8 protein-coding genes are annotated in these 15,903 nt (G+C 34.5%); all 8 read left to right on the top strand.

What is annotated here, in order from left to right:
• Positions 1-11 precede the first annotated feature (11 nt).
• Entirely contained in the window at positions 12-2,054 is a 2,043-nt protein-coding gene (locus M4I23_RS02890) for a PKD domain-containing protein (protein WP_249753393.1), read from the top strand.
• 12 nt (positions 2,055-2,066) lie between these two features.
• Positions 2,067-3,740, top strand: a complete 1,674-nt coding sequence (locus M4I23_RS02895; RefSeq protein ID WP_249753394.1) for a family 16 glycosylhydrolase — start codon at positions 2,067-2,069, stop codon at positions 3,738-3,740.
• 107 nt (positions 3,741-3,847) lie between these two features.
• Positions 3,848-7,297 (top strand): hypothetical protein, encoded by a 3,450-nt coding sequence (locus M4I23_RS02900; protein WP_249753395.1) that lies wholly within the window; start codon positions 3,848-3,850, stop codon positions 7,295-7,297.
• A 10-nt stretch (positions 7,298-7,307) separates the two neighbouring features.
• Positions 7,308-8,552, top strand: coding sequence for a glycosyl hydrolase family 17 protein (locus tag M4I23_RS02905; RefSeq protein WP_249753396.1), 1,245 nt, complete (start codon positions 7,308-7,310; stop codon positions 8,550-8,552).
• A gap of 36 nt (positions 8,553-8,588) precedes the next feature.
• Positions 8,589-10,079, top strand: coding sequence for a glycoside hydrolase family 30 beta sandwich domain-containing protein (locus M4I23_RS02910; protein WP_249753397.1), 1,491 nt, complete (start codon positions 8,589-8,591; stop codon positions 10,077-10,079).
• Between the two features lie 45 nt (positions 10,080-10,124).
• Positions 10,125-12,458 (top strand): MFS transporter, encoded by a 2,334-nt coding sequence (locus M4I23_RS02915; protein WP_249753398.1) that lies wholly within the window; start codon positions 10,125-10,127, stop codon positions 12,456-12,458.
• 4 nt (positions 12,459-12,462) lie between these two features.
• On the top strand, positions 12,463-13,395 hold the full coding sequence (locus tag M4I23_RS02920) for a glycosyl hydrolase family 17 protein (protein WP_249753399.1): 933 nt from the start codon (positions 12,463-12,465) through the stop codon (positions 13,393-13,395).
• A gap of 445 nt (positions 13,396-13,840) precedes the next feature.
• On the top strand, positions 13,841-15,880 hold the full coding sequence (locus M4I23_RS02925) for a discoidin domain-containing protein (RefSeq protein WP_249753400.1): 2,040 nt from the start codon (positions 13,841-13,843) through the stop codon (positions 15,878-15,880).
• The last annotated feature ends 23 nt before the right edge of the window (positions 15,881-15,903 follow it).

Here is a 15,903-nt window from a genome sequence, read left to right on the forward strand (position 1 = left end):
AAAAACATACGATGATGAAATTTATAAAATACGCATTCAGTTTATGTCTTTTTACACTAATAGCTATTAGTTGTGTGGAGGATGATAATTTAGATTATGCAGAGGAAATCACCGCTCCAACAAATGTTACGGCAGCAGTAAGCGTAACACAAGATAATACAGGTACGGTAACTATTACGCCATTGGCGGAAGGAGCTGTTAGTTATACGGTTAGTTTCGGCGATGGATCGGAAGAGGTTTCAGATATAACTCCAGGGAACGGAGCAGAGCATATATACGAAGAGGGAACTTACGAAGCTACAATTACAGCTGTAAGTTTAAACGGATTAACTACAACGGTTACTCAAAGTGTTTTGGTTTCTTTTAAAGCGCCAGAAAATTTAGTAGTAATTATTGATAACGATGCCGCTATTTCAAAACAAGTAAACCTTTCAGCAACTGCAGATTTTGCAACTATGTACGAAGTTTATTTTGGTGAATCTACAGATGAAACTCCTGTAGTTTTAAATTTAGAGGAAACTATTTCTTATCAATATGAAGAGGCTGGAACTTATACTATTAAAGTGATTGCAAAAAGTGCGGCTATTGAAACTACAGAATACAGTGAAGAATTTGTAGTTACAGCAATATTGCAACCATTAACAGGAGCTCCAGTACCATTTAGAGCGCAAACTGATGTAGTTTCTATTTATAGTGATGTTTATACAGATCCAGATCCAATTGATTATTATCCAAATTGGGGACAAACAACAACTTATACTCAGATTGCAGTAGACGGTAATAATATGATTCAATATGGTGATATTACTTATCAAGGAATCGATTTTAATGGTGCAGCGTTAGATGCTTCTGCAATGGAATTTATTCACGTAGATGTTTGGACTGCAGATGCTGATTTTGATGCTAAAATGTCTCCAATAAGTGCGGGGCCTAATGAAACAGCTATTACTTTAGAGTTGAATCAGGATCAATGGACATCTTTTGATATTCCATTATCGAGCTTTACAGATCAAAATCCTTTAGTTGACTTTTCAAATATTATTCAATTTAAGTTTGAAGGAGCACCATCAGGAGCTGGAACTATTTTTATAGATAACCTTTATTTTTATAAAGAATCAGCAACTGGTATTTCAGGTGTTTTACCGTTAACTTTTGAGAGCGGATTTACTTTGGATCAATTTGATGGTGGAGGAACTTCAGTAATTGCAAATCCAGATTCAAACGGAAATACATCATCTACTGTTTTAGAGTTGGTTAAAGGTGCAGGACAGACGTGGGCAGGATCTAAAGTAACTATTCCAACTCCATTTGATTTTTCGTCTAGTACAACAATAACTGCAAAAGTTTGGTCGCCAAGAGCAGGATTAAATTTATTAATGAAATTTGAAGATGTTACACCTTGGCCAAATACGCAAGCAACAGCCGAAATTACGGCAACAACAACTTTAGCAAATCAATGGGAAACTGTAGCCTTCGATTTTGCTGGTGTTGATATGGCTGTAGAATATTACAATATGGTACTTATTATGGATAATGGTACAGTGGGTGATGGTAGTGTAAATTATACTATTTATGTTGATGATATTTCATCAAGCCCAATGTTAACTTTCGAGCCAGAATATACTTTAGATCAGTTTGATGGAGGAGGAACATCGGTTATCGCGAATCCGGATTCAAACGGAAATACATCGGCAAATGTTTTAGAATTAGTAAAAGGTGCTGGGCAACCATGGGCAGGATCTAAAATTACGGTTCCAACACAATTCGATTTTACTGCTGGCACAACAATTACCGCAAAAGTTTGGTCGCCAAGAGCAGGATTAAATTTATTAATGAAGTTTGAAGACGTTACGCCTTGGCCAAATACTATAGCTACAGCCGAAATTATTGCAACAACAACTTTAGTAAATCAATGGGAAACCTTAACGTTCGATTTTTCTAGTGTTGATATGGCTGTAGAATATTACAATATGGTACTTATTATGGATAATGGTATAACAGGTGATGGTACAGCAAATTATACCATTTACGTTGATGATATTGCTCAAAATTAAAACTTAAGATATATGAAAAACTTAAAATATTATATAGGATTTATTCTGTCGGTAACATTACTCTTTACAAGTTGTCAAGATGATGATATAACGATAGGTGATATTGTGGCTCCAACTGGAGTAACCATATCTGCTGAAATTGTTGGACAAGATGCCGAAAACCCTTATGGGGATGGTAGCGGAATTGTAAATTTTACATCTACTGCCGATAACGAAATTACATACCAATTTAATTTTGGAGATGGCAAAACAGGAGTTGCTCCATCTGGAGAAACGGTACATAGGTTTACACAAACAGGTGTAAATACTTACACGGTTGTAGCAAGTGCTGTTGGTACTGGTGGTGTTATGTCGAGTACGTCTATGGAAGTGCAAGTGTTTAGTTCGTTCTCTGATCCTGATGCTGAAAACTTTTTAGCGGGTGAGTTAGTTGGTGATTCTAAAACATGGTATTGGGCAGCAAATTTACCACTTCATGTTGGTTTAGGTCCAGTTGAAGATGATTATGGTAATGGCGAGTTTGCTTATGAAGCTTGGTGGAATACAATTCAACCTTGGGATGAAGAGAAATATTGTATGTATACAAATGAGTTTGTATTTACTCGTTCTGCGGAAGGTTTAACTTTCGAGCAAACAGTAGGTCCTGCTTTTGTTCCTGGAACTTATGCTGGTATAATTGGAGTAGACGGAGATACTTGCCATGATGAGTCCGTTGCAACAACAATGTTTGGTGTTAAAAATGTATCATTTTTACCGTCAACATCAAAAGCTGCTTTAGAAGGAAGTTATAATGAAGAGCCGTATAGACAAACAGCTTTCGAAATTTCGGAAGGTGGTTTTATGGGTTGGTATGTTGGAGCAAGTACTTATGATATTATTTCAATTACCGAAAATGAATTACGTGTTAGAATTATTGAAGCTGGTGGTGGAGCTGCTTGGTATCAATTATTTACTTCTAGTAAACCGGTTGAAGGTGAAGCTGAATTCGAATCTGAGTTTAATACCTTATCATGGTCTGATGAATTCGATACAGATGGTGCTCCAGATACAGCAAGTTGGACTTACGACTTAGGCGATGGTGGCTGGGGGAACGGAGAGGTTCAAACATATACAGACGATGCTAGTAATGTTATTGTTTCCGATGGAACTTTAAAAATAACAGCGATAAAAGATGGTAGTGATTACACTTCAGCAAGATTAAAATCTATTGATTTACAAGAGTTTCAATATGGTCGTGTAGAAGTTAAAGCAAAACTTCCAGCAGCGCAAGGTACATGGCCAGCTATTTGGATGTTGGGTGCTAATTTTCCAGATGTTGGATGGCCACAATGTGGTGAAATTGATATCATGGAGCAGACAGGTGGAGATAAAAACACATCGTTAGGCACGTACCATTGGTTCGATACAGGCACAAACGCCAATGCAAGTTATGGAGAAACATTAGCAGTAGAGGACGTTTCAACAGAGTTTCATTTATATACTTTAGAATGGACGGCAGAAAAACTGACTGTTTTAGTAGATAATGTAACGGTGGTAGCTATGGATAATAATGCAGACTTACCATTTTATGATAAGGATTTTTTCTTGATACTAAATGTAGCTATGGGAGGTTCTTTAGGTGGAGATATTGATCCAGCATTTACTGAGGATACTATGGAAATAGATTATGTAAGAGTTTACGAGTAATAGTTTAGTTGTTGATAGTAAAAAGGCCGGAAAAATCTCTCTAAACCGGCCTTTTACATTACGTATTTTTAATTAAACATTATACCCTTTTAATACCAATTATAATAATGAATAAGACAGAAAAAGATAATCAGATTTTTTCAGAAGAGCAAGCTATAGATTCTAAGTTAGTAAAACTTAATGGCGAAACATATTTTAAAATATCTAATAGCGACAAAATGCGTCCGTTTTTTATGAGCATCGTGAGTGACTCTAATCACTGGATGTTTATTTCAAGTAATGGAGGTTTAACTGCTGGTAGAAAAAATGCCGAGTCTGCACTTTTTCCTTATTATACAGATGATAAAATTACTGAGCTTGCTGATATAACAGGAAGTAAAACAATTTTTCAAATTCATATTAAAGGGCATACTTACGTATGGGAACCGTTTTCGGAAAGACAAACGGGATTATACAGAACAACAAGAAATCTTTATAAAAACACCTTTGGAAATAAAATTATTTTCGAAGAAGTTAATAGAGATTTACGACTTACTTTTAGATACCAGTGGAGCTCTAGTAATCAATTTGGTTTTGTGAAAGAGTCTACTATCGAAAATAATTCGGGCAAAGAAATTAATATAACAGTTTTAGACGGTTTACAAAATATTTTACCAAGCAATGTTGGTTCAGATATGCAAAATAGCTATTCTAATCTTGTAGATGCTTACAAAAAAAGTGAATTACAAACCGAATCTGGTTTAGGTATTTACGCTTTAAGTGCTGTTATTGTTGATAGAGCAGAACCTAGTGAAGCTTTAAAAGCAAACGTGGTATGGTCTTCAGGAATGGAAAATCCATCACATTTATTATCATCTCGCCAATTATACAATTTTAGAAAAGGCGAAGCTATTACAGAAGAAGTTGATGTAAAGGCAGAAAAAGGTGCTTATTTTATTTCTTCAGATTTAATAATGGCCGCGTCATCAGAAAAGAGCTGGATGTTTGTTGCCAATGTAAATCAATCTATTACAGATGTTGTTCAAATTTCGGAACTTATCAAAAACGAAGATAGCATTGAAGCATTAGTTCAAAAAGATATTGAGGAGGGCACCAAAAAATTATTAGCATTATCTGGTGCTGCAGACGGTTTACAATTAACCGATGATCCGTTAATAAATTCAAGACATTTCGCAAATACGTTATTTAATATTATGCGAGGTGGAATTTTTGACGATGATTATAAAATTGAAAAGCAAGACTTTGTAAAATATATAGCTCACGCAAACAAAAAGGTTTTTAAGAAAAAGCAAGATGTATTAAATACATTGCCAGAACTTTTTACGTTGCACGACATTCGAAAGATAGCTGAGCAGGACGAAGACAAAAATTTAAAAAGACTTTGTTTTGAATATTTACCGCTTAAATTTAGTCGTCGTCATGGCGATCCGAGTAGACCTTGGAATAAGTTCTCTATAAACACGCAAAGTGAAATAGATGGTTCTAAAATTTTAGATTACGAAGGGAACTGGAGAGATATTTTCCAAAACTGGGAAGCCCTAGCGCACTCATATCCAGAGTTTATTGAAGGGATGATTCATAAGTTTTTGAATGCCACAACATTTGAAGGTTACAACCCTTACCGTGTTACAAAAGGTGGATTTGATTGGGAAGCTATCGAAGAAAACGATCCGTGGTCTTACATTGGCTACTGGGGAGATCATCAAATAATATATCTTTTAAAATTCTTAGAGTTTATAGAAAAGTATTATCCAAATCAGTTAGAAAAACGTTTTTCAGAAAACATTTTTGTATACGCTAATGTTCCTTATAAAATTAAGAGTTATGAGGATATACTAAAGCACCCAAAAGATACTATTGATTTCGATTACGAATTAGATGCTAAAATTCGAGAAAAAAGAGAAGAATTAGGTGCCGATGGTGCTTTATTGAGAGATGAAAATTTCTTCATTTATAAAGTAAATTTAATAGAGAAGTTACTAGCCACTGTTTTGGCAAAAGTATCAAACTTTATACCCGAAGGTGGTATTTGGTTAAATACGCAACGTCCAGAATGGAACGATGCTAATAACGCATTGGTTGGTAATGGAGTGTCTATGGTTACGCTTTATTATTTAAACAGGTTTTTAAATTTCTTTGAAAATATTATAGCAAAATCTAAAACGGAAGAGGTTGAAATTTCTTCGGAATTGGCTACTTTCTTTAATGAAGTGGTTAAAACATTTCAAACTAATAAAAATATAATTTCAGGGAAGATTTCAGATAAAGATAGAAAAACAGTGCTCGACGGATTAGGTTTGGCCGGAAGTAAATACAGAGATACAATTTACGAGAATGGTTTTTCTAGTGATAAATCTATAATTGATAAGCAAGAACTATTAGAGTTTATTCAAATTACAAAATCGTATTTACAACATACTATCGATGCCAATAAACGTGATGATAATATGTATCATGCTTATAATTTAATGACGGTTGAAAATGGAGAAGAGGTTTCTATTTCATATTTATCCGAAATGTTAGAGGGGCAAGTATCTGCTTTAAGTTCTGGTTATTTAACGCCAACACAGGCTTTAAGTTTGTTGGATGGTTTAAAAAGTAGCGCTTTATTTAGAGAGGATCAGTACAGTTATATTTTATATCCAAATAAGGAATTACCTCGTTTTGATAAAAAGAATAATATTCCTTCGGAAAAGGTTGAAGCTTCAACCTTATTAAAAACATTAGTTGCCGATGGAAATAGACAAATTATAGAACAAGATTTTTTAGGTAATTACCATTTCAACGGCAATTTTAATAATGCCAATAGTTTAAAAGATGCTTTAGGTAATTTAGATGAAAACTATCAAGCTTTGGTTGAAAGTGATACTGAAAAATTACTTCAAACTTTTGAAGACATTTTCGATCATAAATCGTTTACAGGTCGTTCGGGAACTTTCTTTGGTTACGAAGGTTTAGGTTCTATTTATTGGCACATGGTTTCTAAATTATCATTAGCCGTTCAAGAAAATTGCTTATTAGCTATAAATAGTAAGGAAAGCAATGTTGTTATTGGACGACTTTTAGATCATTATTACGAAATTAATGCTGGAATAGGTGTGCATAAATCACCGGAATTATATGGTGCTTTTCCAACAGATCCGTATTCGCATACACCAGCCTCAAAAGGAGCACAACAACCAGGGATGACAGGGCAAGTTAAAGAAGATGTACTTAGTCGTTTTGGAGAATTAGGTGTATTTGTTGCCGACGGGAAAATAGTATTTAAACCAAGTTTATTACAAACTAAAGAGTTTTTACACGCTCCATCAACTTTTAATTTTACAAATATTAATAAAGAGAACCAATCTATCGATTTGGAGGTTGGCTCATTATGTTTTACATATTGCCAAGTTCCCGTAATTTATAAAATTTCAGAAAACGAAGGCATTGAGGTTGTTTTTAATGATAACAGGCAAATTGATATAAATGAAATGAGTCTCGATTTAGAAATCTCAAAATCTATTTTTGGGCGCAAAGGCGAGGTGAATCAAATTATAGTTTCAGTAAACAAATAGGCGTAAAGCAATGTGTGAATTAAAAACGTATATAACACTTTTTTTAGTATTTATGATGTTAGGATGTAATGAGAAACCACAGGCTGTTAAGCAAAAAACTGCAGCCGATATTCTAGGAGATTCAAATTATTTAGCAATTTCCTATGGTGGTTATCGTGAAAATACGCGAGATATTCAGCCTAGCATTCCGGAATTAAAAGAAGACATGAAGTTGCTTTCGGCAATGGGTGTAAAAATATTACGGACATATAACGTGCAATTACAACAAGCGTCAAATTTATTAAAAGCCATTAGCGAATTAAAAGAAGAAGATTCAAATTTCGAAATGTATGTAATGCTTGGTGCTTGGATAGATTGCCAAAACGCATGGACAGATAAAACGCCAAACCATGACATTGAAGATTTTGAGAATAATAAAGGTGAAATAAACAGAGCTGTAAACCTTGCTAAGCAATATCCAGATATTGTTAAAGTAATTGCTGTGGGTAATGAGGCTATGGTAAAATGGGCGGCTAGTTATTATGTGCAACCTAGTGTTATTTTAAAATGGGTCAATCATTTACAAGGGTTGAAAGTTTCTGGTGAGCTATCTAAAGATTTATGGATAACAAGCTCCGATAATTTTGCCTCTTGGGGTGGTGGTGATAGCGAATATCATGTTGAAGATTTAACCAAACTTATGAATGCGGTAGATTATATTTCTATGCATACATACCCTATGCACGACACACATTATAATCCTGTTTTTTGGGGTGTTGGTGAAGAATCTGATACGTTATCAGATTTGGATAAAATTGATGTTGCCATGCTTAAAGCTAAAGAATACGCGATATCGCAATATGATAGTGTTTTCAATTATATGAAAAGTTTAGGAATTAATAAACCCATTCATATTGGTGAGACAGGCTGGGCATCTTCAACAAATGAACTTTACGGAAACGAAGGGTCTAGAGCAACCGACGAATACAAAGAAGCTTTGTATTACAAACATATGCGCGATTGGACGAAGAAAGCAAATATGGCGTGTTTCTATTTTGAAGCTTTTGATGAAAATTGGAAAGATGCGCAGAATCCAGAAGGTTCTGAGAATCACTTTGGCCTTTTCACTATCGATGGAAAAGCAAAATATTCACTTTGGGATTTGGTAGATTCTAATGTGTTTAAAGGACTTTCAAGAAATGGAAATCCGATTACAAAAACATTTAACGGAAACAAAAACGATTTATTAAAAACAGTATTAGTTCCGATAAAATAAATAAGCTGTTAATAATACTCAACTAAATAATTAGAGATGAAAAAGATTAATACCCTCATAGTTTTTACGATAATGATTTTATTATCAAGTTGTGCTAAAGAAGATAAATCGATGAAATTTGAAGTGTATGAAACTTCTGCTAGTGGTAATAAACTAACTAGAATTAACGAATTTCAAACTAGTGATGACAAAGTTATTATTACCCTAAAACCCGAGCAGAAATTACAAACCATTTCAGGTTTTGGTGGTGCTTTTACAGAATCTTCAGCATATTTATTAAATAAATTAAGTAAAAAAAATAGAGACACTATTCTAAAAGCGTATTTCTCGAAAGAAGGTGCTAATTATTCCTTAACAAGAACGCACATGAATTCTTGCGATTTTTCTCTAACTAATTATTCATATTCTCCAGTTGAAGGCGATAAAAACCTAGAACACTTTAATATTGAAGAAGATCGCGATGATTTAATTCCGATGATAAAAGATGCTTTAGCTATTTCGGAAGATGGGTTCGATATTTTTGCTTCACCTTGGACAGCTGCACCTTGGATGAAAGATAATAACCATTGGGTTGGTGGTAAGTTATTACCAGAATACTATGATACTTGGGCTTTATTCTTTTCAAAATATATAGAGGCTTATAAGGCCGAAGGTATCGAGATTTGGGGTTTTACTGTTGAAAATGAACCACACGGAAATGGAAATAACTGGGAAAGCATGCATTTTTCTCCAAAGGAAATGACCGATTTTGTAGAATTTCATTTAGGTCCAAAATTGGAAGCTGATGGTTATGGAGATAAAATTATTTTAGGTTACGATCAAAATCGCGGTGGACTTAAAGAATGGGTAGATGAAATGTTTAGAGATGAGGCGTCATCGAAATATTTTGATGGCACCGCTATTCATTGGTATGAAAGCACTTATGATTATTTTCCGGAAGCCTTGCAATATGCACACAACAAAGCACCAAATAAATATTTAATAGAAACTGAAGGTTGCATTGACTCTCAAGTGCCTGTTTGGAAAGATGATGCTTGGTATTGGAAAAAAGAAGCCACCGATTGGGGTTGGGATTGGGCACCTCCGGAGGATAAACATTTACACCCTAAATACGCGCCCGTAAACCGTTATGCAAGAGATATTATTGGTTGTTTAAACAATTGGGTAGATGGTTGGGTAGATTGGAATATGGTACTAGATCGCCAAGGTGGGCCAAACTGGTTTAAAAACTGGTGCGTAGCTCCTGTAATTGTTGACCCAGATAATGATGAGGTTTACTTTACACCGCTATATTATACTATGGCTCATTTTAGCAAGTATATTAGACCAAATGCAAAAGTAATAGCTCTAGATAATACCGATGAAGATTTAATGGTTACAGCAGCTAAAAATCCCGATGGTTCTATTGCTGTTGTTTTATTTAATGAAGGAGATATCGCTAAAAGTTTCAAAATTATATTAGGCGAAAAATCTTTTGATGTTAAAATAAATGAGAAAGCTATACAGACTATCATAATTCCTGAATAGTAAATCATTTAATTATTCATTCTAACTAACCAAAAACTAAATATTATGTCTAAAATAAATAAAGTCCCGTTCGGTCAAAAAGTTGCTTTTGGGGTAGGCATGCTTGCCAATCAAATGTTTCCAGCTGCTTTGGGAATTTTTATGGTAGTTTTAGTCCAAGATTTAGGTTTTCCTGGTTGGATGTGGGGTGTTATTTATTTTTTTCCAAGAATTTTTGATGCTTTTACAGATCCTATTATGGGGTTTATTTCAGATAATACAAAATCACGTTGGGGACGTCGTCGACAATATGTATTCTTAGGAGCCATTATCATGGGGATCTCTTTTATCATCATGTGGCAACTATTTAGAGAGAATGGGGTAGATTACAATTTTACATACATAATGATTTGGTCATTTTTGTTCTATTTAGGGTTAACTATTTTTAGTGTTCCTTATGTGGCAATGGGTTATGAAATGAGTAATGATTTTCATGAGCGTACCAGTATTATGGCCGTTGCACAATGGATTGGGCAATGGGCATGGGTTATTGCACCATGGTTTTGGGTAATTATGTACGATCCAGATTTGTTTCCTTCTGCAGATGTTGCCACGAGAACATTAGCTGTTTGGGTTGGTGTCACTTGTATGATTTTTGCTATGATTCCTGCCATTTTTATTAAAAGTAAATCAACTTTAGATGAAGATTATTCTCCTCTTAATTTTAAGAATATAGGTGGTAGTCTTTGGAAAATATTATATGGTTTCCTAGAGGCATTTAGGATAAAGCCATTTAGAAAACTATGTATTGCAACATTTTTGGTTTTTAATGCTTTTAATACCATTGCGGCATTTTCTTTTTTTATAATTGTATATCATCTTTTTGATGGTGATGCTGCTGCCGCTGGTATTTGGCCGACACTTTTTGGGTGTTTAGGTGCTTTAGGAACAACATTTTTGGTTATTCCAATTGTGACACGAATGTCAAAAAAAATAGGTAAGAAGAAAGCCTTTATCTATTCTCAAGGCATATCTGTTATAGGTTATATTATGCTGTGGTTTTTGTTTATTCCGGGTAAACCGTATATGTTCATATTTGCCTTACCATTTTTCTCTTTTGGAATAGGAAGTCTATTTGTGTTAATGATGTCTATGACTGCGGATGTTATTGATTTAGATGAACTTAATACAGGAAAGCGAAGAGAAGGAACCTTTGGAGCGATTTATTGGTGGATGGTAAAATTTGGTTTTGCTATTGCTGGTGGATTAAGTGGTGTTATCATGAGTTCCGTTGGTTTTGATTCTGGAGCCGAAACCCAACCTGAAGGTGCTATTGATGGTTTAAGATTCTTTTTCTCAGGGCTTCCGGTTCTAGGAACGTTAGCTGCCATGTATGTTATGAGGAATTATGATGTTACAGAAGCGCGTGCTGGTGAAATTCGTGCAGAATTGGATCAACGCGAAGCAGATAAAAAACCTAAGTCAAGTTCTTATTATCAAACACAAAAGCTATTATCATTTAAAAATGTTGATTTAGATTCTAAATCAGATAGTGCTTTGTCTTCAAAAACGGATGGAGAAATAGTTGAGCTTTTCTCAAAATCATTAAACCAAGGATTACATGGGTTATGTTTTAGCCCTTATTTGGAAGGACAAAACATAGGCGATACATTGTCTAAAAAACAGATAGAACAACGTATGGATATCATTGCGCCTTATACTAAATGGGTGCGTTCTTTTTCGTGTACAGATGGTAATGAACTTATCCCTATAGTTGCTCATAATAAGGGGCTGAAAACAATGGTTGGCGCTTGGATTGATACTGATAAGTCCAAAAACGATAGAGAAATTAAGGCTTTAATTAAATTGGCTAAAGATGGCTATGTAGATATTGCTGTTGTTGGAAATGAAGCGCTATTACGTGATGATTTAACAGAAGAAGATATACTAGAATATATTGCTGAGGTAAAGAAAGCATTGCCAAATACACCTGTTGGTTATGTTGATGCTTATTTTCAATTTAGTGAACGTGCAAGATTAGTAGATGCCTGCGATGTTATTTTGGCTAATTGCTATCCGTTTTGGGAAGGTTGCCATATAGATCAAACTTCTGCCTATTTAAAACAAATGTACGCTGTAACTAAAGAGGCTGCAAAGGGTAAACCTGTTATTATTACAGAAACGGGTTGGCCAAGTAAGGGTGATAATACAAAAGAAGCAGAACCGTCTCAGGTGAATGCAATGAAATATTTTATTGAAACTAATAATTGGGCGAATCAACAAGGAATAGACCTATTTTATTTCTCTTCATTTGATGAGTCTTGGAAAGTACATAATGAAGGTGATGTCGGGCAACGTTGGGGATTATGGGATAAAAACGAAAATTTAAAGTTTCACTAAGATTATGTCATATAGAAAAGGAAACATTATGGCGCTTTCTGGAATTCATCTAGAAGGTAAAACTACAAAAGGTCTTGAAAACACATTGCATAGAGTTCTAAAGGATGGCATGCATGGTATTTGTTTTAGTGCATATGAAGAAGGACAAAAAGCTGGTGATAAAATTAGTGAAGCACAAATTAGGAGACGCTTAGAAATTTTGAAGCCATATACAAATTGGGTTCGTACGTTTTCTTGTACTGATGGGAATGAACTTATACCAGAAATAGCTAAAGAATTAGGAATGAAAACTCTTGTTGGAGCTTGGCTAGGTAATGATGCTGAAATTAATAACAAAGAAATATTAGGGCTTATTAAACTTGCAAAACATGGTTTTGTAGATATTGCAGCAGTAGGAAATGAGGTGATGTATCGAGGTGATTTATCGGAAGATGAATTATTAAGTTTTATGTGGCAAGTTAAACAAGCTATTCCAGAAACTCCTATGGGCTATGTAGATTCTTATTATGAGTTTGCCGATCGCCCCAAGATAACCGAAGCGTGCGATGTTATTTTAGCTAATTGTTATCCTTATTGGGAAGGTTGTAGTTTAGAGTATTCTTTACTTTATATGAAAGATATGTTCAACATAGCTACCAAAGCAGCTAATGGCAAAAAAGTGATTATTACCGAAACAGGCTGGCCAAGTCAAGGCTTTGGATTGGAAGGCGCTAAACCTTCGCATGAAAATGCAATCAAGTATTTTATTAATAGTCAACAGTGGTCTAAAGAAGATAATATTGATATGTTTTATTTTTCCTCTTTTGATGAATCATGGAAAGTAGGAACCGAAGGTGACGTTGGCGCATATTGGGGCTTATGGGATAAGAACGAAAAACCTAAATACTATAGAAAATCTATTGTTTTAGATAAAGTAAAATCCCTAGTAAAATTATAAGGTTATTTATTGTATTGCACTTCTTAAGGATAAAATTATTTTATCTTCTCTCAATTTAATTATTAATTTACATGGCTTGGTATTTATAATAAATGCTGCCTTATTCTGTTTGGTCTCTTAAATCTAAAAGGTTTATTCACAATTTTCAATAGTAAAGAATTGCAGGTAAAGTCTTTGTTTATAAATAATTACGTTAACTGCTTGGAATTTAGAAAGTAAAACACCACAACATTACCACAACATAGGTTAAAACAGGTTCTTAGTATTTGTTTTGATTTAGTATTCCTTCTCTTGCCTTTGTTTGAGGTAGAGTGCAAGATTTATTAAGAATTATTTAAAAAATACGGATTAATTTTGCGATGTATGTTTTTTGTAGCCTATTAAAATGATAAATTAATAAATATTAGACGTTATTTTTACTAATAACTAATCTAAATAATTTATTATGAAAAAAATTACATTATTATTTATTGCATTAATGTTTTTAGCATTTGCGCAATCACAGAACATTGCACTTAGTGGAGCTGCAATAGGTTCTACAGAAAATCAAGCGGCAAGTAATGCCATCGATGGAGACCTTGGTACACGTTGGGAGTCTGCTACCGAAGACCCACAATGGATATCTATTGATTTGGGAGCTACCTATGATATTACCCAGGTTATTTTAAATTGGGAAGGAGCATTTGGAAGTGCCTATGAAATACAAATATCCGATGACTCGTTGTTTACTACATATACTACGGTATACACCGAAGCAGCTGGAGATGGTGGAGAGGATAATCTTAATGTTACAGGATCAGGACAATATGTGAGAATGTATGGAACGGCAAGAGGTACTGTGTATGGCTATAGCTTATATGAGTTTGAAGTATATGGAGTAATTCCTGCAGGAACAGATGCTAGATTAAGTGATTTACAAGTAGATGCTGCTACAATAAGCGATTTCTCATCAGGTACAGAAGATTATGATTATAGTTTGCCAGAAGGAACAACACTAGTTCCAACTATTACTTCTGCAACACCAATAGAAGGTACTGTTGTAATTACCCAAGCCGCTGGAATACCAGGAGATGCTACTGTGGTAGTTACTGCTACAGATGGAACCACTACAAAAACATATACGGTTTCTTTTTTTATAGCACCGCCAACAGCGCCAACAATAGATGCGCCTTCTCCAAGTCATTTAGCTGCTGATGTAATTTCTATATACAGTGATGCTTATACCGGTGTTGCAACAGATTATAACCCAGGTTGGGGTCAATCTGGTGCAGTAAATACAACATATGATCCAACAGGTGGAGGAACAAACTTTGCAATGGCGTATACAAATTTTAATTATCAAGGAACAATATTAACCCCTCAAGATGCTTCTGAAATGGAGTACTTACATGTTGATATTTGGACAGCAAATGCTACTGATGTAAAAGTAACACCTATCAATAATGGTACTGGTCCTAGTGAAGTTCTCGTTTCTCTACCGGTTATAAATGGGTCTTGGAGTAGTGTAGATTTACCTATTGCTAGTTTTACAGGAATGACGTGGGATTCAGTTTTTCAATTGAAGTTTGATGGACAAGGAGGAGTTTCTCCATCTGATATTTATTTAGATAATATTTATTTTTGGAAAGCACCTGTTGTTCCGGGAACTGATGCAGATTTAAGTGATTTGCAAGTTGATGGTATTACCATAAGCGATTTTAGCTCTAATACTTTAGATTATACAGAAAATGTAACTTCGGAAATTGTTATTGTTCCAACGGTAACCGTTACTACAAATGATGCAGGAGCAACAGCTGTTGTAACTCCTGCTTCTCAAATTCCAGGAACAACAAGTATTGTTGTTACTGGTGCAGATGGAATAACCACAAAAACATATACAGTATCTTTTACGGTAGATACAAACACACCGTGTGATGGTACTTCAACGGATGCCCAGCAAGGAACTTTTTCTAACGGAGGATATAGTTATAAATTTGAAACATTAGGAAATGGAGATGTTCGAATGACTTTTGATTTATTAGAAGCGGGAGCTGTTGGTATTGTAGCATATGCTTGGAAAGAAGATCCGTTTGCAGAAACAGCTATGACGGTTGCAGAAACCGTGGCTACAATAGATTTGTCTGGTTATTCGATAGGAGAAGACATTAGTTATGCTGTTAAATTTGCTTGGGCAGATGGAGGATTTGGTGTAACTAAATATTTTACTTATACCGTTGGTGATGCTTGTACATTAGGAATAGAGAGTGTGAATATAACAGCTTATAGTGTGTTTCCAAATCCCACTCAAAATAGTTGGACTATTAAGACTAAGTCCGAAAACATATCATCTATTAAAGTATTCGATGTTTTAGGAAAAAATGTATTATCAGTAGCACCAAATACAACTGAAGCAACTATAAATGGTTCAAATTTAAAAACGGGCTTGTACTTTGCCATTATAAAAACGGTAAAAGGAACAAGTAGTTTAAAGCTACTAAGAAATTAGAGAAAAGTATTTAAATATTTCTT

Source organism: Algibacter sp. L4_22 (assembly GCF_023473045.1).
GTDB lineage: Bacteria > Bacteroidota > Bacteroidia > Flavobacteriales > Flavobacteriaceae > Algibacter.

Coding starts and splice junctions, on each gene's coding strand:
- M4I23_RS02925 (WP_249753400.1), top strand. CDS start 13,841: ATGAAAAAAATTACATTATTATTTATTGCATTAATGTTTTTAGCATTT.
- M4I23_RS02895 (WP_249753394.1), top strand. CDS start 2,067: ATGAAAAACTTAAAATATTATATAGGATTTATTCTGTCGGTAACATTA.
- M4I23_RS02900 (WP_249753395.1), top strand. CDS start 3,848: ATGAATAAGACAGAAAAAGATAATCAGATTTTTTCAGAAGAGCAAGCT.
- M4I23_RS02915 (WP_249753398.1), top strand. CDS start 10,125: ATGTCTAAAATAAATAAAGTCCCGTTCGGTCAAAAAGTTGCTTTTGGG.
- M4I23_RS02905 (WP_249753396.1), top strand. CDS start 7,308: ATGTGTGAATTAAAAACGTATATAACACTTTTTTTAGTATTTATGATG.
- M4I23_RS02920 (WP_249753399.1), top strand. CDS start 12,463: ATGTCATATAGAAAAGGAAACATTATGGCGCTTTCTGGAATTCATCTA.
- M4I23_RS02910 (WP_249753397.1), top strand. CDS start 8,589: ATGAAAAAGATTAATACCCTCATAGTTTTTACGATAATGATTTTATTA.
- M4I23_RS02890 (WP_249753393.1), top strand. CDS start 12: ATGATGAAATTTATAAAATACGCATTCAGTTTATGTCTTTTTACACTA.